22 protein-coding genes are annotated in these 19,734 nt (G+C 56.7%); 9 read left to right on the top strand and 13 right to left on the bottom strand.

Annotation, left to right across the window (positions count from 1 at the left end; genetic code table 11):
- Positions 1-7: 7 nt before the first annotated feature.
- A complete protein-coding gene (locus tag N037_RS00360; protein WP_032638225.1) occupies positions 8-904 on the bottom strand; it encodes a LysR family transcriptional regulator in 897 nt (298 codons plus the stop codon).
- 97 nt (positions 905-1,001) lie between these two features.
- Here N037_RS00360 and N037_RS00355 point away from each other — a divergent pair, with 97 nt between their 5' ends.
- On the top strand, positions 1,002-2,057 hold the full coding sequence (locus N037_RS00355) for an SDR family oxidoreductase (protein WP_032638224.1): 1,056 nt from the start codon (positions 1,002-1,004) through the stop codon (positions 2,055-2,057).
- A 41-nt stretch (positions 2,058-2,098) separates the two neighbouring features.
- Here N037_RS00355 and N037_RS00350 read toward each other — a convergent pair whose 3' ends face one another.
- The gene (locus N037_RS00350; RefSeq protein ID WP_032638223.1) at positions 2,099-3,079 is read right to left on the bottom strand and encodes an NAD(P)H-dependent flavin oxidoreductase; all 981 of its coding nucleotides are present in this window, start codon (positions 3,077-3,079) and stop codon (positions 2,099-2,101) included.
- Between the two features lie 135 nt (positions 3,080-3,214).
- Between N037_RS00350 and N037_RS00345 the strand changes: the two genes are divergently transcribed.
- Complete coding sequence (locus N037_RS00345; RefSeq protein ID WP_032639101.1) at positions 3,215-4,099, top strand: LysR family transcriptional regulator; 885 nt, start codon at positions 3,215-3,217, stop codon at positions 4,097-4,099.
- Here N037_RS00345 and N037_RS00340 read toward each other — a convergent pair.
- Positions 4,071-5,585 carry an aminotransferase-like domain-containing protein gene (locus N037_RS00340; protein WP_032638222.1) on the bottom strand — a complete coding sequence of 505 codons (1,515 nt, stop codon included), beginning with the start codon at positions 5,583-5,585 and terminating at the stop codon, positions 4,071-4,073. The two genes, N037_RS00345 and N037_RS00340, sit on opposite strands and share 29 nt — an antisense overlap.
- Positions 5,586-5,621: 36 nt before the next feature.
- Between N037_RS00340 and N037_RS00335 the strand changes: the two genes are divergently transcribed.
- Positions 5,622-6,389 (top strand): arylamine N-acetyltransferase family protein, encoded by a 768-nt coding sequence (locus N037_RS00335; RefSeq protein ID WP_032638221.1) that lies wholly within the window; start codon positions 5,622-5,624, stop codon positions 6,387-6,389.
- Between the two features lie 51 nt (positions 6,390-6,440).
- On the opposite strand, the gene N037_RS00330 is transcribed toward N037_RS00335, so the two are convergent.
- Positions 6,441-6,710: a hypothetical protein gene (locus tag N037_RS00330; protein WP_023335495.1), complete on the bottom strand. Its 270-nt coding sequence runs from the start codon at positions 6,708-6,710 to the stop codon at positions 6,441-6,443.
- A 51-nt stretch (positions 6,711-6,761) separates the two neighbouring features.
- Entirely contained in the window at positions 6,762-7,109 is a 348-nt protein-coding gene (gene yajD / locus N037_RS00325; RefSeq protein WP_003857471.1) for an HNH nuclease YajD, read from the bottom strand.
- 178 nt (positions 7,110-7,287) lie between these two features.
- On the opposite strand from yajD, the gene N037_RS00320 reads away from it, so the two are divergent.
- Positions 7,288-8,313: an LLM class flavin-dependent oxidoreductase gene (locus N037_RS00320; RefSeq protein ID WP_032638220.1), complete on the top strand. Its 1,026-nt coding sequence runs from the start codon at positions 7,288-7,290 to the stop codon at positions 8,311-8,313.
- Positions 8,314-8,341: 28 nt separating this feature from the next.
- Positions 8,342-9,289 carry a zinc-dependent alcohol dehydrogenase family protein gene (locus tag N037_RS00315; RefSeq protein WP_032638219.1) on the top strand — a complete coding sequence of 316 codons (948 nt, stop codon included), beginning with the start codon at positions 8,342-8,344 and terminating at the stop codon, positions 9,287-9,289.
- 3 nt (positions 9,290-9,292) lie between these two features.
- Here the strand turns inward: N037_RS00315 and N037_RS00310 are convergent, their stop codons facing one another.
- On the bottom strand, positions 9,293-10,327 hold the full coding sequence (locus tag N037_RS00310; RefSeq protein WP_032638218.1) for an AI-2E family transporter: 1,035 nt from the start codon (positions 10,325-10,327) through the stop codon (positions 9,293-9,295).
- Between the two features lie 133 nt (positions 10,328-10,460).
- Between N037_RS00310 and N037_RS25375 the strand changes: the two genes are divergently transcribed.
- The 4 genes from N037_RS25375 to N037_RS00295 all read left to right on the top strand — a co-directional run bounded on the left by N037_RS25375 (position 10,461) and on the right by N037_RS00295 (position 13,673).
- Positions 10,461-10,631 (top strand): protein YdgV, encoded by a 171-nt coding sequence (locus N037_RS25375; RefSeq protein WP_085930315.1) that lies wholly within the window; start codon positions 10,461-10,463, stop codon positions 10,629-10,631.
- A 117-nt stretch (positions 10,632-10,748) separates the two neighbouring features.
- A complete protein-coding gene (gene mdtJ, locus N037_RS00305) occupies positions 10,749-11,111 on the top strand; it encodes a multidrug/spermidine efflux SMR transporter subunit MdtJ (RefSeq protein WP_029739354.1) in 363 nt (120 codons plus the stop codon).
- Complete coding sequence (mdtI, locus tag N037_RS00300; protein WP_032638217.1) at positions 11,098-11,427, top strand: multidrug/spermidine efflux SMR transporter subunit MdtI; 330 nt, start codon at positions 11,098-11,100, stop codon at positions 11,425-11,427. The genes mdtJ and mdtI overlap by 14 nt, the downstream gene beginning before the upstream one ends.
- A gap of 83 nt (positions 11,428-11,510) precedes the next feature.
- On the top strand, positions 11,511-13,673 hold the full coding sequence (locus N037_RS00295; RefSeq protein WP_032638216.1) for a bifunctional diguanylate cyclase/phosphodiesterase: 2,163 nt from the start codon (positions 11,511-11,513) through the stop codon (positions 13,671-13,673).
- A 1-nt stretch (position 13,674) separates the two neighbouring features.
- Here N037_RS00295 and N037_RS00290 read toward each other — a convergent pair whose 3' ends face one another.
- The 7 genes from N037_RS00290 to N037_RS00260 form a co-directional block, all read right to left on the bottom strand.
- The gene (locus tag N037_RS00290) at positions 13,675-14,496 is read right to left on the bottom strand and encodes a trypsin-like serine peptidase (RefSeq protein ID WP_032638215.1); all 822 of its coding nucleotides are present in this window, start codon (positions 14,494-14,496) and stop codon (positions 13,675-13,677) included.
- A 279-nt stretch (positions 14,497-14,775) separates the two neighbouring features.
- The gene (asr, locus tag N037_RS00285; RefSeq protein WP_032638214.1) at positions 14,776-15,189 is read right to left on the bottom strand and encodes an acid resistance repetitive basic protein Asr; all 414 of its coding nucleotides are present in this window, start codon (positions 15,187-15,189) and stop codon (positions 14,776-14,778) included.
- 228 nt (positions 15,190-15,417) lie between these two features.
- Positions 15,418-16,905: a carboxypeptidase M32 gene (locus tag N037_RS00280; protein ID WP_032638213.1), complete on the bottom strand. Its 1,488-nt coding sequence runs from the start codon at positions 16,903-16,905 to the stop codon at positions 15,418-15,420.
- Positions 16,906-17,006: 101 nt separating this feature from the next.
- On the bottom strand, positions 17,007-17,351 hold the full coding sequence (locus N037_RS00275) for a DUF1493 family protein (RefSeq protein WP_155858044.1): 345 nt from the start codon (positions 17,349-17,351) through the stop codon (positions 17,007-17,009).
- Entirely contained in the window at positions 17,336-17,800 is a 465-nt protein-coding gene (locus N037_RS00270; RefSeq protein ID WP_032638212.1) for an STM2901 family protein, read from the bottom strand. The genes N037_RS00275 and N037_RS00270 overlap by 16 nt, the downstream gene beginning before the upstream one ends.
- Positions 17,801-17,813: 13 nt before the next feature.
- Positions 17,814-18,296, bottom strand: coding sequence for an Hcp family type VI secretion system effector (locus tag N037_RS00265; protein ID WP_032638211.1), 483 nt, complete (start codon positions 18,294-18,296; stop codon positions 17,814-17,816).
- A 173-nt stretch (positions 18,297-18,469) separates the two neighbouring features.
- Positions 18,470-19,723: an MFS transporter gene (locus N037_RS00260; RefSeq protein ID WP_032638210.1), complete on the bottom strand. Its 1,254-nt coding sequence runs from the start codon at positions 19,721-19,723 to the stop codon at positions 18,470-18,472.
- Positions 19,724-19,734: the final 11 nt, after the last annotated feature.

Here is a 19,734-nt window from a genome sequence, read left to right as displayed (position 1 = left end):
AAGGCGACTATTTTGTGGCGTCATGCGTCGCGATCTCAGGCAGTAACTGCTCAATCACGTTGACGACCTTTCTGACGCGCTGCGGAATAAAGCGGGAGTCAGGATAGACGGCATAGAGGAAACGATCGGGGAGCCGCCACTCGGGCAGTACCGGTACCAGCGTGCCCGCCTGCAGCGCCCTGGCCACGAGCGGTTGCTGCATGCCGCCGATACCGATGCCGGACTCCAGCGCCTGCAGCAGCGCGTCGCTGGTGTTGGCACGGAAAACGGTATTTACGCTGATCTCGACCGTTTCCTCGTCAGAAATCAGGCGCAGGGGGGCATCCAGCGGAATACCGCTGAACCGTACGTGTGGCAGCGTCGTCAGTTCGCTGACGGCGTGTACCGCCTGAAAACCGGGAGCGGCAAACAGCGCGGCTTCAATATGCGCCAGCACGCGAGCCGCGTGCGCCTGCGGAGGCTCACTGCTCAGCCGTATCGCGACATCCACGCCTTCCGTCACCAGATCGGCAAGGCGGTCATCCAGGGAAATCATCAGCTGCAGTTCGGGATGCCGGTGCTGTAGCGCCAGCAGATGCGGCAAAAAGATCTGCCCCAGGCCGCTCGGTAGCTGGACATGGACGCGTCCCTGAACGCTATGATCGACAGGATGTAAGCGCCTCTCCGCTTCCCCCATGGCGTCCAGTACAAGCTGCATATCTCGCCGGTAACGTTCACCCTGCTCGGTCAGCTTCATCGTACGCGTCGTACGGTGCAGCAGCACCACACCCAGCGATTCCTCCAGCGCCGCGATCTGTTGACTGACGGCGGACTGCTTAATCCCGATCTGCCGGGCGGCCGCCGAAAACGAGCCCGCTTCAGCGACGCGTAGAAAGGTAGAAATGGCCGTGAGCTTGTTATTCATTTAATGATTCTGCTTATAAGTGCCATCGGTTTCAGGGGATATCTCCAGAAAAAATAATAGATCACACTGCGTCTGTCACCCTTTGCGGAGAAACACCATGAATAAGATGCAGCAACACAACGTCGCCCTGGTCGCGGGGGCCAGCGGCATTGTCGGCAGACAGCTGGTCAACACGCTTCTGCACCATCAGTGGGAGGTGATCGGCCTTAGCCGCCATGCCGAGTCTCATCCTGACGGCATTCCCGTGGTGAACGTCGATTTACTGGATGCGCAGGACACTGCACGGGCGCTGCACGCCCTGAACGGTGTCACCCACATCTTTTACAGCGCCTGGGCGAACGCGGCGAACTGGACGGACATGGTTGAGCCGAACGTCACCATGCTGCGTAATCTGGTCAGCACCCTCGAAAAAACGGCACCTTTGCAGACGGTAAGCCTGATGCAGGGGTACAAAGTCTATGGTGCGCATCTGGGGCCGTTTAAAACCCCGGCGCGGGAAAGCGATCCCGGCGTACCGGGTGCTGAATTTAACGCCGCGCAGCTCACGTGGCTCAGCCAGTTTCAGCAGGGGAAACGCTGGCACTGGCATGCCATCAGGCCGGGCGTGGTGGGGAGCGCAGTACCGGGGAATGCCATGAACCTTGCGCTGAGCATCGCCCTGTACGCCTCCCTGTGTAAGGCGCTGGGGTTACCGCTGCGTTTTCCCGGTTCGGAACAGGCCTGGCACAGCATCGTGGATCATACCGACGCCGGGCTGCTGGCCGAGGCAACGCTGTGGGCCGCCACGTCACCTGCGGCACAGAATCAGGCGTTCAACGTGAATAATGGCGATATCTGGCGCTGGAGCGAACTGTGGCCGCGCATCGCACGCTGGTTTGAACTGGATTCTGCGCCGCCGGTGAGGCTGTCATTCCATCAGCTGTTTAACGACTATCGCGGGGTATGGCGCGAGCTTGCCGGAGAGCGGCTGGTGGAAGCGGATATTCTGCGGCTGAGCGACGGGCAGTTTGCCGATTTTGTCTTTGGCTGGAACTACGACATGTTTGGGGACGGGAGCAAGCTGCGTAGGGCGGGCTTTACGCAAATGCAGGCGACCGATGAGATGTTTTTCAGCCTGTTTGCGCAGCTGAGAGCGGCGCGAATTATTCCCTGATGAACCAGGGCGTCCTGGTGCAGGCCAGGACGCCGGGGCACTTACTCAACCGTTAATGCATTAACAACCTCGGCCACGCTTTTCACGCTGCGGATGTTCCCAATCCCCGTGCCGAGCGCGATATAACCTTCATCGGTGTTGCCTTCAAGCATGCCAAGACGCAGGCCCCGTAATCCTCCCATCGCCTTGCCCAGCTCTTCGTTGCTTGCGCCTGCTTTATCCATCGCCGCCAGTTTTTCCGCCAGCCTGCCGGGAAGAGAGCGGTAGTAATGGGGTACGGTGCGGAAAAGCAGCAAATCGAGACCGTTGGCGGCAACAATTTTCTCTTTGACGCTCTGCGGCACGCGGCTTTCTTCCGTACTGATAAACACCGAACCGGCAAACACGCCTTCAGCGCCTAAGGCATGCGCCGCTCTGGCGGTGCGATTATCGGTAATGCCGCCCGCGGCCATCACCGGGATGTGCTTCACGGCATCGGCAATCAGCGGCACGATGGAAAAGGTGCCAAGCACCGTGGCGGGTAACGTTCCGCCCTCGTCAAAACCGGTGGCGACGATAATGTCTGCGCCCAGGTCTTCCGCGAGGCGGGTGTTTTCCGGGGTGGGATTGATGTCGCGGTAGATAATGGCGATACCCGCCTCTTTTAGCTCGCTGAAGAGCGCCGGAATAATGCTGCCTTCCCCATAGCCCGTATACACCACGGCCCTGACGCCTTCCTCTTTCACCACCTGAAGAATAGGCCTGGTCCAGACGTCATTAACGGCTGTGGGGATCAGGTTCACGCCAAACGGTTTTTCGGTCAGCCGTTTGGTTTTACGAATTTCCTCGCGCATTTTTTCGGCGGTCTCTTCCGGCGTTGACACCGCGGTGTCGGCGGTTAAGCCCGCGTTGGGTCCCAGCACGCCAAGCCCGCCGGCATTGCTGACCGCAGCGACTAAGCGGGCGTCAGTGAGCCAGGATAGCGGTCCCTGAATAACAGGTTTTTCGATACCCAGGATCTGACAAATACGGTTATTTTTCATAGCGGACTCTCCCTCTCGTTTGAATGGAGGAGAGTGTAGGGCGCAGGATTGTTAGGAAAAATAGCCAAAAAGATTCATCACTGTTATAAAATTAATAACAATTACTTTATCCTGCTCGCGGCAAAAGCGTCTCTTATGCAAATAAACCTTTTTGAATCTATTAGAATTTTTATTGAAATTGTCGAGTCAGGCAGCCTTACCCAGGCGGCGGAGAATCTGCAGGTCCATCGTCCGGCCATCACCAAAGCGTTGCAGCTCCTGGAGCAACACAGCGGCACGCGGCTACTGCAGCGAACAACGCGTCGGATTAGCCTGACGCCGGATGGGGAAGCGTTTTATCGCCGGAGTAAACCCCTGCTGGCGCAGGCGGACGAATTACTGGAGTCGTTTGGTACGGACCGGGCAATACACGGTCAGCTGCGTGTGGATATGCCTGTCTCTTTTGCCACGCTGCGGGTCATCCCCAATCTGCCTGATTTTTACCGTCAGCATCCTGAGATCGACATCATTCTGAGCAGCTCGGATCGCCGTCGGGATATGCTGCGGGATGGCCTGGACTGCGTGCTGCGGGTGGGAGAGCTGGAGGACGGCGAGTATATCGCGCGTAAAATCGGGAACATCAAAATCACGACCTGCGCCAGCCCGGCCTGGCTGGCAAAACACGGTACGCCAAAAACGCCGGATGATTTACGCCAGCATCAGGCCATCAACTGGATTAATAACAGCAGCAGACAAATTCATCCGTGGACGTTTACCACGCCGGAAGGCATCGCGGAGATTACCCTGCCCGGTAAGCTTGTCGTGGATAACTCCGAGGCCTACATCGCGGCAGGCCTTGCCGGGCTGGGGTTAATGCAGGGGATGAATCTTTTTCTCCAGCCTTACCTTGACCGCGGTCTTCTGGTTGAAGTCCTGCCGGACTATCGCTCGCCGGACCGCAAGCTGTCACTGCTCTATCCGCACCGCCACCTTTCCCGCAAAGTACGGGTCTTTACCGAATGGCTGGAGAGTCTGGTGTGAAAACAGCCAGCTCGTGACACAGCGCGCCAATCTGTTCCACGGCGTTCAGCAGGCGGGGCGTGGGTTCGTTTGCGCAGTTCAGCCGCAGAAAGTGGGTTAACTCGGCAGCCGGGGAAAACAGGGGGCCAGGGCTGACGCCAATGCCCAGCGCCAGCGCGCGACGGTGCACCTCCAGCGCGTTGACCTGCTGAGGCAGCTCTACCCACAGCAGGAAACCGGCTGCGGGTACGCTAACGCGCGTACCGGGTGGAAAGCTGGCCTCGACCCGCGCCACAACGGCGCGTATCCCCTCTGCGATCCGGCGCTTTAGCCGCCGCAGGTGACGATCGTAGTCGCCGCTTGCCAGCATCTCGCTCGTTGCGGCTTCCAGCAGCGGGGCGCCCGCCCAGTCTCCGGCCATGCGGGCCTGTAAGACCTGCGCGTGGTAGCGTCCCGCTGCAATCCAGCCGATTCGCCAGCCCGGCGCAAGCGTTTTAGACAGGGAGCTGCAGTAGATCACATTCCCGCTCTGGTCGAACGCCTTGCAGGCCGGAGGTCGTTGCCCGTCACCGACCAGATCTCCGTAAACATCGTCCTCAATCAACGGAATTTCTGCCTCTTCAAGCAGGGCAACCAGCTCCTGCTTGCGCGCGACGGGCATGCTGGCACCCAACGGGTTCTGCACGGTGGGCGAGGCCAGAACGGCAGCGGGGCGGTGGCAGCGGATGGCGTCCGCCAGCGGTTCCAGCAGCAGGCCGTCGACAGGGTCGGTGGGGATCGCTAAGGCCTTCAGGCCTAAATCCTCCAGCAGCAGGAGCGTGCCAAAGTAGGCGGGCTGCTCAATCGCCACGACATCGCCCGGCTGGCACACGGCCCGAAGGGCCAGGCGCAGCGCCTGCGTCGCGCCTGCGGTAATAATGAGATCGTCCGCGCCGAACCGGGCTCCCCACTGCGCAGAACGGGCGGCAATCTTACTGCGCAAATCAACCCTTCCCGGAGGCAGGCTATAGCTCTGCCCGTGAGCGTCCAGACGACGGCCCGCAGAGTGCAACGCCCGCTGCAGCGCATCACCCGGCAGCCACGCGGGATCGGGCAGGGCGGCGCCCAGCGGGATCAGCCGGGCTTCTGCACTGCTGAACAGCGACCGGGCCACGGCGGACAGGGTGACGGGGACCGGGCCTGGTGAGGAACGCGCGGGCTCAACGCGCGGCGGCTGGCTGGTCTGGCGGATGTAATAACCTGAACGCGGGCGCGCAACGATCAGCCCTTCAGCCTCCAGGCAGCGAAGGGCCTCCAGCGCCGTCGGAAGGCTAACGTGCTCGCGTTCGGCCAGTTTACGCGCGGAGATCATCCTGTCACCGGGGCGCAGCGCGCCAGACGTCAGCGTGAGGCGCAGCATCTCGGCAATGCGGCGATAGTGTGGGGACGACGGGGACGGGGCAGACATGGGTATCTGTTCAGGCAAATTTTCGATAAAACTGACTATACAGCCAATGATGCGCGCCATCTATAGTGTCCGGCATGTTCAGGACAAGGAGGCATTATGCACAGCGATAATTTTAACATTTCCACCTATTTCAAACGCATAAATTACACCGGACCGGCGGGTGCCGATACGGCCACCCTGCATGCGCTGATGCGTCATCAGCTCTTTTCCGTTCCCTTTGAAAATCTGGACGTGCAGGCGGGTAAAATCGTCTCGCTGGTGCCAGACGATATTGCCGATAAGGTGTTAACGCAGGGGCGCGGCGGCTACTGCTATGAGGTAAACGGGCTGTTTGCCATGGCGCTGGCGGCGTTAGGGATACCTTACCGCTTCGTGGCGGCACGCCCGATGTTCTACCCCGCGCGGCGGCCGAAGACCCACATGGCGATCGTCGCTGAGGTAGAGAGCCGACAGTGGCTTTGCGACCTCGGGTTCGGCAGCTACGGCATTCGCGCGCCGATGGCGCTGGACACGCTTGATGTGGGTATCACGCAGGATTTCGACACGTTCCGACTGAGCCGCAGCGCGGAAGGCGAGTATCTGCTTGAGGCGCAGGTTGAGGGTGAATGGGCCCGGCAGTACGGCTTTGATCTTACGCCTCAGGAATGGATTGATTTCGCCCCGGCCAACTACCTTAACTCCACGCACCCGGATGCGATCTTTGTGCAGAAGCGGGTGGTGGTGCAGCACAGCCCGGAGGGACGGCAGATTTTACTGGGCGATATGCTGAAAACCATCACGGCGAACGGCACTGAAACGCGGAAACTGGCGGAGGAGGACATCCGCCATGTCCTGAAGGACCGTTTTGCGCTGACCGCCGCGTAATCCGTTGGGGCGAAAGCCGCTATTGCCTGGACATTTTAACCAGGGAAAGGGTCAGGCAAAGAGCCCCTTAATAAGCATCCAGAAAAGTGAGAGCAGGCAGAGGATTTGTACGGTTCGCAATGACCACAGCTGAAAACGCCATTGATACCGCTCCCGGGCGTCGGCTTCTGCGATCGGGCCAGCGGCATCAGCAGCGTTTTTCCTGATGCGGCGCAGAAAATCATGGCACAGCCAGACCAGAAGTATGAGGCTAAGTATTCTCGTGAAAAGTAAACCGTAGGCGGTATAAAACATATCCCAGTAGCAGCGGAGGGTGTCCATGCCTTTATCCTTTCCTGAGCCGCCCATACGGCAGGTATGGGCGGTGAACGATTATTTCTTCTTATCCATCATCGCTTTTAAATCGGCAAACGGGTTAAACGTGGCGACACCCACGTCTTTTTGCGCGTCTTCCCCGGCAACCACGGTGGTGCCGTACTGATCCGCTTCGGTGTATTTCGAATGCTCGTGATCGTGGCAAAACAGGCACAACAGCTCCCAGTTGCTGCCATCTTCCGGGTTGTTGGTATGGTCGTGATCGATATGGTGAACCGTCAATTCACGCAGATTGGAATAGACGAACTCCCGCGAGCAGCGTCCGCAGACCCAGGGATAGATTTTTAATGCTTTCTCGCGATAGCCGCTTTCCAGCCGCGCGTAGTTTTTGGGGATCAAAGCCATTGCCGGTTTTACCTGCCATGAAAAAAGTGGGGGATATTATATCCCATTATGGCGCGTAATGACGCCCCGCTCAATTCAATCAATTTATTTGAATCATTCCGTTAAATAAACGGCATTTATTCTCCGCCGGTAATGCGTAAAGTAGTTAGAACGCAAAGCATTATCAGGACACAGGGTTATGAAAAAGATCGGGTTTTTATCCTTTGGCCACTGGACGCCTTCACCGCAGTCCGGCACGCGCTCGGCGGCAGACACGCTGCTGCAGTCCATCGATTTAGCCGTGGCGGCGGAAGAGCTGGGGGCAGACGGCGCGTATTTCCGCGTACACCACTTTGCCCGACAGCTTAGCTCGCCGTTCCCTCTGCTGGCGGCAATAGGCGCAAAAACGAAAACCATCGAAATCGGTACCGGCGTGATTGATATGCGCTATGAAAATCCGATGTACATGGCCGAAGATGCGGGGGCGGCGGATCTGATTTCCGGCGGTCGTTTGCAGCTTGGCATCAGCCGCGGCTCGCCGGAGCAGGTCATTGATGGCTGGCGTCATTTTGGCTATGTCCCGCAGGAAGGGGAAGACGAATCGGATATGGCGCGCCGTCATACCGAGGTGCTGCTTGAGGTGCTGCGCGGTGAAGGGTTTGCAAAACCTAATCCACAGCCGATGTTTCCGAATCCGCCGGGGCTGCTGCGCCTGGAGCCGTATTCTGAAGGGCTGCGCGAGCGTATCTGGTGGGGCGCCGGTTCAAATGCGACGGCAGTATGGGCCGCAAAGCTCGGAATGAACCTGCAAAGTTCAACCCTGAAGGACGATGAAACCGGTGAGCCGTTCCATATTCAGCAGGCAAAACAGATCCGCGCGTACCGTCAGGCCTGGAAAGATGCAGGGCATACGCGCCAGCCGCGGGTATCGGTCAGCCGCAGTATTTTTGCGCTGATGGACGACCGCGACCGGATGTATTTTGGTGCCAGCCGCAACGACAGCGATAGCGTGGGTTACCTTGATGAGAAAACGCGCGCGATCTTCGGACGCAGCTATGCGGCAGAGCCTGACAAGCTGGTTGAACAGCTGAAAAAGGACGACGCGATTGCTGAAGCAGATACGCTATTACTGACCGTGCCGAACCAGCTGGGTGTGGATTATAATGCGCACGTGATTGAGTCTATTCTCAAACATGTCGCACCGGCAATGGGCTGGCGCGAATAGTCGTTCCGCTATCAGCCGTGAGATCGTAATGGAAAACCTGGCCCTCTGGTATCGCCGTTTTGGCGGGCCAGAAACCGTTCTGCAACCTGAAACCGCGCCGCTGGGGGCGCTTGTGCCGGGTCACCTTCGCGTGCGAATGCTGTTTTCTCCGGTAAACGCGTCCGATCTCATTCCCATTACCGGCGCCTACCGCCACCGAACCCCGTTACCGGCGGTAGCGGGGTATGAAGGTGTCGGGGTTGTCACCGACGCGCCCGCGTCGTTTGCGCATCTGCTGGGTAAACGCGTCCTGCCGCTGCGCGGTCAAGGCACCTGGCAGCGCTATGTTGATTGCCCGGCAGAGTATGCCATCCCCGTTCCGGACGCTGTTGACGCACATCTGGCCGCGCGGGCCTATATCAACCCGCTGGCGGCGCAGATGATGCTTACCCGCTATCCGCCTCAGGGAAAGCGGGTGCTGCTCACGGCAGCCGGATCGGATTGCGCCATTCTGCTGGGACAGTGGGCGCATCAGGCGGGGGCTGAAGCGGTGTACGGAATTCACCGTTCCGCCGTTCACGCTGAACGGCTGGAGTCGATGGGGATCATTCCCGTCGCGCAGCATGACGCGCAGCGGATTGGCGCCGTCGCCGCGCGTACCGACATCGTCTACGATGCCACCGGCGGGCCGCTTGCGGAAGCGATCCTCAGCGTGATGCCCGAACAGGGGATGTTTGTTTGCTACGGGCTGCTCTCCGGGCAAACCTTCAGACAGCAACGGCCCGTGCCGCGCGTGGCGTGGTTCCATATCCGAAACGGTCTGGAGGCGCTCAGCGCTGAGGCGTGGCGCGCGGAGTTTGACCGCATCTGGCGTAATTTGCCCAACAGCGGGTACAGCGGCGTCACGGTGTATCCACTTGCGGAATGGCAGAGGGCGATCGGTACGTATCGCGAAGGAGGAAGGACCCGCAAGCCCCTCCTGTCCATGGCGGATTGACCGCTACTGATGGCTCATATCGCTTAGCAGCACGGCGATACTTTGCCCGCCCGCCGTCTGCTCCAGGCCAATCTTGACGATAATGGTCAGCGGGACGGAGAGCAGCATCCCAACGGGGCCGAGCAGCCAGCCCCAGAAAATCAGGGACAAAAAGACCACCAGCGTGGAGAGTCCCAGGCCTCGTCCCATCATGCGTGGCTCAAGAATGTTACCGAACACCAGATTGATGACCAGGTATCCGGCCAGCAGGATCAGCGCGTCATAAAGCCCGCTGAAAACCAGCACCTGAAGGATAGGGGGGATCGCCGCCAGCACGGATCCGATGTTGGGAATGTAGTTAAGCGCAAACGCCAGCAACCCCCAGACAAACGCAAAGCGAACGTCCAGCGCCAGAAGCATCACCCAGACGACACCGCCCGTAACCAGGCTAATGGCGGTTTTCAGCACCAGATAGCGAGAGACGCTGTCTAGCGCGCGCTGAATCGCCCCCATCCCTTCAACCGGACGGACCATTATCTGCTGCAGTTTTGCCGGCAGCTGAGGCACCTCCAGCAGCATAAACACCACCGTTAAAAACAGCAGGAAAATGGAGGTCATGGCATTGGAAAGCTGCGCCAGCAGGCTGGTGACGATCGTCATGGCCGCATTAGGGTCGATATATTTCAGGAGTTCCTCAACCGAGACTTCGATACCCGCGCGCTGCAGCCAGGGTTCAAGCTGCAGCAGCGGTATCGCCAGCGAAGAACGGTATTTTGGCAGCGTTCGCGCCAGTTCGTTTAGCGAGGTCCCCAGATACGCCACCAGCAAGACCATCGCCACAATAATGATGCTGATAAGCAGCGTAATCGCCAGCACGCGCGGGATGCGTAGCCGCGTCATGCGCTGCACCAGCGGGTTAAGGATCACCGCAACAAACAGAGCCAGAATAAAGGGCACAATAATGTCGGCGGCAAAACGAACGCCTGTGAGTATGATCACCAGCATGCCCAGCATGATGACAATTTTTAACCCGTTCAGGGTAATGATGGGTTTAGCCATGGTGACTCCGGAATAATCTTTTTATTTATAATAAAGGTGAAAGGCGTTGCAATAAACTAACCAAAATCAAACGGGATGGGTAAAGAATTGCAAAGACTTTGAGTAAAATCCTAGCCTATGGTACAAAATTGGTGTGTTTAACTACCGAGGACAATTTTCATCCGCAAAGACGAGAAGCAACAACGCGGATAATTGTAATTTTATGGACAATATGTTCAGGACGTACTCTTCAAACAATACCGCTGTATACTCCACCTCCTTCTGCCTGCTTTCTGGTGAGCAACACTGGCGCACCGCACTATAGTCATTTCTTCTGCCTGAGCTAGCGCTAAGCGCTTAGCTGTCTGATTTCAATTCGTATTTTTTGGTTTGCTGCACGCAGCGGGCCACGATGGATTATATTCTCAAGCAGGAGAAAAACATGTTTTACTGGATCCTATTAGCGCTGGCAATTATCGCTGAAATTACCGGCACGCTGTCTATGAAGTGGGCAAGCGTTAGCGATGGCAACACCGGTTTTATTTTGATGCTGGTGATGATTTCACTTTCCTATATTTTCCTCTCGTTTGCGGTGAAAAAAATTGCGCTGGGCGTGGCGTATGCACTCTGGGAAGGGATCGGTATTTTGTTGATTACGCTGTTCAGCGTGCTGATATTTGACGAAACATTAACAACAATGAAGGTCGCCGGATTAACGACGCTGGTCGCAGGTATTGTGCTGATTAAATCCGGTACCCGAAAGCCTGGCAAACAGCAGAAGGAGCAGAACCATGCAACAGTTTGAATGGGTTCATGCGGCCTGGCTGGGGTTCGCTATCGTGCTGGAAATTCTGGCGAACGTTCTGCTGAAATTCTCGGACGGTTTTCGCCGTAAACACTACGGCCTGATGTCGATTGCCGCGGTTCTTGGGGCGTTCAGCGCCCTGTCCCAGGCGGTAAAAGGGATCGATCTTTCGGTGGCCTATGCGCTGTGGGGCGGTTTTGGTATCGCCGCCACGCTGGCCGCAGGCTGGGTACTCTTCGGCCAGCGCTTAAATAACAAGGGCTGGATGGGGCTGATATTGCTGCTTGCCGGCATGATCATGATAAAACTCGCCTGACACTCCTCGAACCATGATTTACAGGCAGCGAAATTCGCTGCCTGTATTACGCTTAGAAAAGCAAAACATGAAGAGGATGGCTGATGTATCGCACATTAAGCTGGCGCAATATTCCCAATGCGAGAACGTTGTTTGCCATGGTCTTCATGGCGGGGATCGGCTTAATCATCTCCATCGTCGCACTGCTCTATCTTTCCCTGCATCTTATCAGCTCCAAAACCAACGAAATTGATGAACATCGCACGGTGCTTTCCGTGCAGGGAGCTATTCAGACCTCGGTTAACCGCGTCTCCTCTCTGGTGCTTGATAACGCCGTCTGGGACGATGCGGTGCGGGAGGCCTACCGTCCCACGCTCGATACCGACTGGCTGTACAACACATGGGGAGCCGGCTTTAAAATCAATAACCTCTATGACGGCACCTTCGTGCTGGATGAGCATTTCAACGTTCTCTGGGGATCGTTTCAAAGCCGGCCCTTTAACGAAAAAAACCTCGACTTTTTTGGCAAAGGCCTCAAAGCGCTTATCGACCAGCACGGGCGCGCGCTCGCGGGTGAAAAAAATATCTATGCGGGGATCAGCCAGACGCGCACCGGCGTGGCCTTTGTCGGCATTGGGCTGATTCGCCCGATGGTCGGCAGGCTACAGGTTCACGACGGAACGCGTCGTTATCTGGTCATTACCCGCCATCTTAACGCCAGAATCCTGTCCGACCTGGGCGGCACCTTTCAGATCGATAACCTCAACTTTACCCCAGGCAAAATTAACGAGCGCAGCATGCCGCTGCACAGTGCAGCAGGGGAGTTAGTCGGATTTCTGAACTGGCAGGCGCGGCTTCCGGGCGCACAGGCCGCCCGGGCGGCATCTTCTGATATCCGGCAGATTGTGGTGCTGGCGTCGGCGCTGATCCTGCTTTTCATTCTGGTGAGCAGCGTGGGGCTTTACAAACTCGCGCGCGGCGAAAGCCAGGCGCGTCTGGTTGCAAGAACGGACTGGCTAAGCCATTTGCCTAACCGGCGCGCGCTCATCGAGGCGCTGGATCGGGTGCGTTTACGCGGCGATACCGACGTCAAAAGCGTGGTGTTTATCGATCTCGATGGCTTTAAGGATGTGAATGACATCTACGGTCACAGCGTCGGTGACGATCTCATCGTGGCGATAGCGAAAACGCTGAATGAACGCGTGCCGCCTGGCGGGATGCTGGCGCGCATGGGCGGGGATGAGTTCGCCATGACCATTGGCGGTGATGATGCAGAGGCGCTGGCTACCGCCTTTGCCGTTTCCGTGCTCGATTTTCTCACCACTCCGGTTCAGCTGGGGGAACGCACAATCCATATCGGTGCCAGCATCGGTATCGCCAGCGGAACCCTGACTGAATGCAACAGCTCGGAACTGTTTCGCCGCGCCGATATTGCCATGTATCACGCCAAAATGAGCGGGAAAGGGCGTATCACCCACTACGACGCGGAGCTGAACAGCGTCCGGGAACGCAAGCTGGCGATTGAAAATCAAATTCGTGACGGCCTGGAACGCGATGAGTTTGAGGTCTGGTATCAGCCGATTATTGACGCACGCAGCCAGACAATGAGCAGCGTCGAAGCGCTGGTCCGCTGGCCGCGTCGCCCGGAGGGGCCGCTTGGCCCGGATACCTTTATCGCCATTGCGGAGACCAGCGGTCTGATTTACAAACTGGGCCAGTTTGTGCTGCGGCGGGCCTGTGAGGATCTGCAGCCGTACGGTGAATTAAAGCTTTCCGTGAATATCTCGCCCGCGCAATTTCGGGATCCTGCCTTCGAAGAAAAAGTGGCCAGCGTGCTGGAGAGCACCCATTTCCCGGCCCACCGGCTGCAGCTTGAGGTCACGGAGAGCTATGTGCTGGAAAATCCGGAGCGTGCCCGCATGGCGATAACCAATCTTAAAGCGTTGGGCACCGCGGTGGCGCTGGATGACTTTGGTACCGGCTATTCCAGCATTGGCTATCTGAGGCGTTTTAACTTCGACACCATCAAGATCGATAAATCCCTGGCCGGGCTGGTGGACCACGATGAACAGGCGGCAGCGCTGGTGAGCGGCACGGTGCGGATCGCCAATGCGCTGGGCATGGCGGTGGTGGCAGAAGGGGTGGAAACCGAGAAACAAATGAAACTGCTGCGGCTGGCTGGCTGCGATCAACTGCAGGGTTTTTGGTTCAGCCAGCCGATGCCGATTGAGTCAATCAGAGCGTTACGTAAGGTGAGACGCTGCTGATTTACTGCTGCGCCAGCGCTTCCAGCTGGTCGCGGAAACCGGTAACGGACAAGGCCCGGTTATCGGCTCGCCACCGGTCTTTTGCCGCCGGGGCAGAGCTCTGGACTCCGATCAGCTGCCAGCCGTTTTCCGTTTTCAGCATCAGCGGTGAACCGCTGTCGCCCGGCAACGTATCGCACTGATGCGAAAGCACGCTGTTTTGCGCCCAGCCCGTCACAATACAGTCGGTATGTGTATAAAGCGTATCAAGATGATCGACAGGATAACCTGACTGCGTCACCTTTCGGTCGGCGGCTTTGAGCGCGGCGGTGAGTGCGGCTTTGTCGCCGTCAAATAACGGCAGCGGCGTAATGCCTGAAGGCGGGTAGCGTAAAACAATGAGGCCAAAATCCCATGAGGCGGCCGCCGGTGGCACTATCCAGCCGTCGCCATCCGGTTTCAGGCGTTTGCCCAGAGACGGATCGACCCGGCCTTCAATGCCGTGTATTTCATAGCGCCAGGTCCCTTTTTGCGACACAAACCGCAAGGCAACCGCTTTATCCGGCTTGCCGTTTGGCGGTGTTAACAGGCAGTGGCCTGCCGTCAGGGCTAGTTGTGGGGTGATCAACGTCGCAGTACATAAGTTACCGCTGGCGGTTTCCAGTTGACCTATTGCATCCCAGGGGGCCTGGGTGGGATCGGCGACGCGCGTACGATCGTCATGACCGAAAAAAAGCGTCTTTAGCTCTTTCGCGCTAATGGTGTCATCACCGCCATCATCCGCATGTGAGAATCCAGAAAAAAGAACAAACGTTCCCAGTAACAACACAACAGATTTACGCATATCACACTCTGGTGGGGGTAATTATGATTATTAAAAGTGAACCCTATGAAAATACTATAGACGGGACAGCGCTAAAGTGGGAGTAAAATCAGCGTGCTACAATCAGGAAAGATAAAAATGGCTTGCGATGAGCGCGCATAAAATAAGCAGGATCAGAATCAGCTCAAACCGATAGCGTCGCAGCATACGCCCTCCGGATAAAAAAAACGGCGCGGAACCTGTTCCGGTTCAGCGCCGGTTTACCAACGTGCCCCGAAGGGCACGGTTAAGCTTGTACTCTTATGCAGCTGGCTGTGCAGCTGGTTTAGCAGCTTCGTGTTTTACTGCTTTTTTGTGATGCTTTTTAGCAGCCTGAGCTTTCTGTTCTACAGCCGGTTTAGCGGCTTTTTTGTGGTGATGCTTTTTAGCAGCCTGAGCTTTCTGCTCTACAGCCGGTTTAGCGGCTTTCTTGTGGTGGTGCTTTTTAGCGGCCTGCGCTTTCTGCTCGGTTGATGCTGCGGTTGCTGGTGCAGCGGCTTCTTTTTTCGCTGCAGCTTTGTGGTGTTTCTTATGGTGAACCGCTTTTGCTGGCGCAGCGGTGGTGGTTGCAGCAGGCGCGGCAGCCGGTGCAGCAGTTGCGGTAGTGTCAGCAGCAAATGCAGCAGAAGACAGACCCATAGCAGCGGCAACAACCAGAGCTAATACTTTATTCATTCTCATACCCTCGAATTTGGTTTTTCATTTAACCCCACTGCGGGGCCGTTGAAATAACTATATCCCTGTAAATTCGAGGTTTCCGTGAGTGATTGGTATCGGCGTGTAACCATATGTACATTGCCGGGGTTCTGCACGGACGACCCCCTCTCACTTGAGGGAGAGGGCTGTGGTGAGGGGGAACATACGGCTCTTTTACTTGAGCTCCCTCACCCCCGGCCAAACAGATTACAAATAGCGAGAGGTCAGATGTTCGCGGAAGTAGCGGATATTCAGATCTTCACCCGTCGCCTGGGTAATTAACTGCGACGTGCTGAAGCGGCTGCCGTGCTGCCAGATGTTCTGACGTAGCCACTCAAAGAGAGCGGAAAAATCGCCCTCAGCGATGGAGGCCTGCAGACCCGGAAGCGCCGTTTTGGCCGCATGGAACAGCTGCGCGGCGTACATGGCGCCAAGCGTATAAGACGGGAAGTAACCAAAACCGCCGTCGGTCCAGTGGATATCCTGCATACAGCCGTTGCGGTAGTTGTCTTTGGTGGATAACCCGAGCCAGGCCTGCATTTTCTCATCCCACAGAGCGGGAATATCGTCCACCTCGATCTCGCCGTTGATCAGCGCACGCTCAATCTCATAGCGCAGCACCACGTGTGCCGGGTAGCTCACTTCGTCCGCATCGACGCGGATATAGCCAGGCTTCACGCGCTGGTTCCAGGCAATAAAGTTCTCTTCACTGAATGCCGCCTGGCTGCCAAAGCGGGCGTGTACTGCAGGGAGAAGATGCTTGAGGAAGGCTTCACTGCGCCCCAGCTGCATTTCAAAGAACAGGCTCTGTGATTCATGGATCGCGGTTGAACGGGCCAGGGCAATCGGCTGTCCTGCCCACGCGCGCGGCAGGTTTTGTTCGTAGCGGGCGTGTCCGGTTTCGTGGATCACGCCAAACAGCGCGCTGAGCAGTTCATCTTCGTCATAGCGCGTGGTGATGCGCACGTCCTCCGGGACGCCGCCGCAGAACGGGTGCGCACTGACGTCCAGGCGACCGCCGTTAAAATCGAAGCCCAGCATCTTCATGGCTTCCAGGCCCAGCTCACGCTGTGTTGCCGTCGGGAAGGGACCCTGCGGAGGAATAAACGACCGTTGAGCCTGTTTTTCCACCACGTTTGCCAGCAGGTCCGGTAGCCAGGACTTCATATCGCCGAAAAGGACGTCCAGACGCGCGCTGGTCATATCGGGTTCAAAAATGTCCAGCAGCGCGTCGTACGGCGTACAGCCTTTGGCTTCGGCCCGCAGGCGAGCCTCTTCGCGGCTGAGTTTGACCACCTCTTTCAGGTTGGCGGAAAAACCCTGCCAGTCGTTGGCGGGGCGCTGAGTACGCCAGGCGTGTTCACACCTGCTGCCCGCGAGGGACTTGGCTTCCACCAGCGATTCCGGCAGCAGGGTGGCCTGCTGGTAGTGGCGCGTCATTTCGCGCAGGTTGGCCTGTTCGACGTCATTGAGTTCTTCACCTGCCGCAGCGGTCAGCCATTCGCCTACCTTTTTATCGGTCAGGATCTGGTGCTGCAGGACGCTCATCTCCGCCAGCGCCTCGCCGCGCGCGGCGCTGCCGCCTGGCGGCATCATGGTGAACATGTCCCAACTGGCGATGGAGGAGAGGTGCGAGAAGCGGGAGAGGCGCTGGAAGGTGCGGGTGAGTTGTTGATAAGCTGATGCTTTTTCCATTGTTGTTCTTCCTTATCGTTTTGGGAGTGTTCAGGAAGTGTAACGTGATTCAGGAGGGAGTAGTGCACTTTTGATGTAAGGGGCGCGAAGCCCCTTACTAGTCAGTCGTAGAGCCACTTACCTGCTTTTGCGGACTCTGTAAACATTCTTACGGTCAACGGGATGCGGGTTGCTTCAACGTCTTCCCGCTTCAGCTTAAACCAGCGATCTAACAATGGGGTATTCTGCCAGGGAAAATAACGAGACCAGTTCACACCAGACAAATCGACGTTGAACTCTTTTTCGTACCGGTTTAATGCGTCATGCAGGTCATCGCCCGGTGTATCGAATAAATCAGAATCCAGTTCCAGAGGAACTTCTTTCCAGTCGTTATCCAGATAACCAGGAATTTCATCCCGAAACATAAATAACACGTCGTCTACGATGCTCATTAGAATGATGTCCACGCTATGCGGTCTTTTGGGCGTGCAATCAAATTGTATTTAATCAAATTGTATTTCTCTTGCGTACGCGTTGAAACTCGATGAAGAGTCATTGCAAGCGAGGCCCATCCTGGCCAGGGGATGTAGCGACCAATTACCGCTGCGAGTTTGTTAGTGGGCTGCATTCTGACTCCAACGGGAGTAGGAATTTTAATCCCGAAAGGGAGACGTGCGTCCCGTAAAATTATTCGCGCGTACTTTGAAACAACGCTTGTCCCCAGGATTGCGCCTTTAGGTTTAGCCCGAGTACCTAGCCATGGTTGTCCGCCCAAAATAGCCGCACCTGAAACGGCATCTATCCCCAACTCCATACAGAATTCTTCCAGAAAGATGATCTCAAGTAACTCACCCGGAGTGACGTTTGAATGGCCTCTGTAGAAGTAGGTTCCGTTAATCTCTTCCGTAGTATCCATACCAGTACCCCAGTTACGCTGTCGCCCGTTCATTCCATGCGTCAGAGAAAATGATATTGCCGTCGTTATGTTTCCACGTAATTTTCTCATAGCGCAATTCAACCGTTTCGAGGTGGTTGTTATTATTGTCGCCCGGTGCGGCCATTGCAGGTGATACCGAAACAATCCGCACGCCTTCCAGAAGAATATTGAAGTACTCTGCTTCAAGACCTGCGTCATTAATCTTATAGAACTTGAGTTCGGCTTTTTGCAGAGCCTGACCTGTCGCGACCGCTTTATAGAGATAGGGTGATGAGTAATCGAATTCCTTTACGATCATCATTGGGGAGTGAATGCGTTTACCTGTAGGTTTGCCCGTCAGGTTATCGGTCGGAGTCGAAAGATTATGGTGAAATCCTTTGAACTCAATGCTGCATTCCCTGTGCTGAACATCACAACCGCCTTTAATCAGTGCACCACCACCATCGAACAACCACATATTACCTGGAATCGCCATTTTAAAATCCCTCTTAACTAAGGATGGAATCAACGAGACTACAGAGAGAATGAGGGGTGATAAATGCACGTAATGGCTATAATGCATTGATTATACTTAATTTTAAATTAAGCATAATTAAGCTGAGAAACGTTCCCCCGCACGATTACGGTCATACGGGGGATAGCGTATATTTATTTCAAACGCTGATGCAGGTTTCCCCCCACCAGCAGCGCCGCGCACAGCATCAGCGCGATAAACCCGCCCACGCCGTTCCAGCCGTAGTTATGCCAGAACACGCCGCCGAGGGTCCCGGCGATGCTGGAACCCAGGTAATAGCTAAACAGATACAGCGACGATGCCTGACCTTTGGCGCGACGCGCGCGCGGGCCAATCCAGCTGCTGGCGACCGAATGTGCGGCGAAGAACCCCGCGGAGAAGAGCAGCATTCCGGCAAAAACCAGCCACAGGGAGGAGAAGAGCGTCAGCAGCAGGCCGGCCAGCATCACCGCCGTGAAGAACAGCATGACCGGGCCGCGTCCATAGCGCGCGGTCATCGCCCCGGCCTTCGGCGAGCTCCACGTTCCGGTCAAATAAGCAACCGAGAGTAAACCGACAATCGCCTGGCTCAGGTGCCACGGCGAGAGCATCAGGCGATAGCCAATATAGTTAAACAGCGTGACGAACGAGCCCATCAGCAGGAAGCCGACCAGAAACAGGCGCGGCAGCCCTTTGTCACGCCAGTGCAGGCGGAAGTTGATAAACAGCGTTTTTGGGCGTAAAGAGGTCGGGCGGAAATGGCGCGATTCCGGCAGGATTTTCCAGAACATCAGGGCTGATGCCAGCGCAAAACACCCGATGACCGCCAGCGCAATACGCCAGCTAAAGAAGTCCGTAAACACCCCGCTCAGCAGGCGTCCGCTCATTCCGCCAATCGAGTTCCCGCTAATGTAAAGCCCCATAGAAAAAGCAACAAAGCTCGGATGGATCTCCTCGCTGAGGTAGGTCATCCCGACCGCCGCCACGCCGCTGAGCGATAGCCCAATCAGCGCGCGCATCACCAGAATGCCGTGCCAGCTGGTCATCATCGTCGAGAGCAACGTGCAGACCGACGCCAGCATCAGCGCGGTCACCATCACCTGTTTACGGCCTATGGCATCCGAGAGCGGGCCGGTGAAGAGCAAGCCAACCGCCAGCATCCCGGTTGAAATTGAAAGTGAAATACTGCTGCTGGCAGGCGATACGCCAAACTCATGAGAGAGAACGGGCAGGATCGGCTGAACGCAATAGAGCAGGGCGAAGGTTGCCAGTCCGGCGGAAAAGAGCGCCAGCGTGACGTGCATAAATTGGGGGGTACCACGTTTAATGAACTGAACCGGCTGCGATGCTGCAGGTAAGTCATTGATATCGCTTGCCGGATCGATATCAATGGTAGTTGTACGACTCACACAGTTTCCTT

Origin of the sequence: Enterobacter sp. EGD-HP1 (genome assembly GCF_000733275.2) — a bacterium.
In the GTDB taxonomy this organism is placed as follows: Bacteria; Pseudomonadota; Gammaproteobacteria; order Enterobacterales; family Enterobacteriaceae; genus Enterobacter.
Note: the sequence above shows the minus strand (reverse complement) of the source record. Positions and strands in the feature narration are given on the sequence as shown.

Excerpts from the sequence above, each read along its gene's own strand:
- N037_RS00360 (WP_032638225.1), bottom strand. The coding sequence starts at position 904 with ATGAATAACAAGCTCACGGCCATTTCTACCTTTCTACGCGTCGCTGAA.
- N037_RS00355 (WP_032638224.1), top strand. The coding sequence starts at position 1,002 with ATGAATAAGATGCAGCAACACAACGTCGCCCTGGTCGCGGGGGCCAGC.
- N037_RS00350 (WP_032638223.1), bottom strand. The coding sequence starts at position 3,079 with ATGAAAAATAACCGTATTTGTCAGATCCTGGGTATCGAAAAACCTGTT.
- N037_RS00345 (WP_032639101.1), top strand. The coding sequence starts at position 3,215 with ATGCAAATAAACCTTTTTGAATCTATTAGAATTTTTATTGAAATTGTC.
- N037_RS00340 (WP_032638222.1), bottom strand. The coding sequence starts at position 5,585 with ATGGCGCGCATCATTGGCTGTATAGTCAGTTTTATCGAAAATTTGCCT.
- N037_RS00335 (WP_032638221.1), top strand. The coding sequence starts at position 5,622 with ATGCACAGCGATAATTTTAACATTTCCACCTATTTCAAACGCATAAAT.
- N037_RS00330 (WP_023335495.1), bottom strand. The coding sequence starts at position 6,710 with ATGGACACCCTCCGCTGCTACTGGGATATGTTTTATACCGCCTACGGT.
- yajD (WP_003857471.1), bottom strand. The coding sequence starts at position 7,109 with ATGGCTTTGATCCCCAAAAACTACGCGCGGCTGGAAAGCGGCTATCGC.
- N037_RS00320 (WP_032638220.1), top strand. The coding sequence starts at position 7,288 with ATGAAAAAGATCGGGTTTTTATCCTTTGGCCACTGGACGCCTTCACCG.
- N037_RS00315 (WP_032638219.1), top strand. The coding sequence starts at position 8,342 with ATGGAAAACCTGGCCCTCTGGTATCGCCGTTTTGGCGGGCCAGAAACC.
- N037_RS00310 (WP_032638218.1), bottom strand. The coding sequence starts at position 10,327 with ATGGCTAAACCCATCATTACCCTGAACGGGTTAAAAATTGTCATCATG.
- mdtJ (WP_029739354.1), top strand. The coding sequence starts at position 10,749 with ATGTTTTACTGGATCCTATTAGCGCTGGCAATTATCGCTGAAATTACC.
- mdtI (WP_032638217.1), top strand. The coding sequence starts at position 11,098 with ATGCAACAGTTTGAATGGGTTCATGCGGCCTGGCTGGGGTTCGCTATC.
- N037_RS00295 (WP_032638216.1), top strand. The coding sequence starts at position 11,511 with ATGTATCGCACATTAAGCTGGCGCAATATTCCCAATGCGAGAACGTTG.
- N037_RS00290 (WP_032638215.1), bottom strand. The coding sequence starts at position 14,496 with ATGCGTAAATCTGTTGTGTTGTTACTGGGAACGTTTGTTCTTTTTTCT.
- asr (WP_032638214.1), bottom strand. The coding sequence starts at position 15,189 with ATGAATAAAGTATTAGCTCTGGTTGTTGCCGCTGCTATGGGTCTGTCT.
- N037_RS00280 (WP_032638213.1), bottom strand. The coding sequence starts at position 16,905 with ATGGAAAAAGCATCAGCTTATCAACAACTCACCCGCACCTTCCAGCGC.
- N037_RS00270 (WP_032638212.1), bottom strand. The coding sequence starts at position 17,800 with ATGGATACTACGGAAGAGATTAACGGAACCTACTTCTACAGAGGCCAT.
- N037_RS00265 (WP_032638211.1), bottom strand. The coding sequence starts at position 18,296 with ATGGCGATTCCAGGTAATATGTGGTTGTTCGATGGTGGTGGTGCACTG.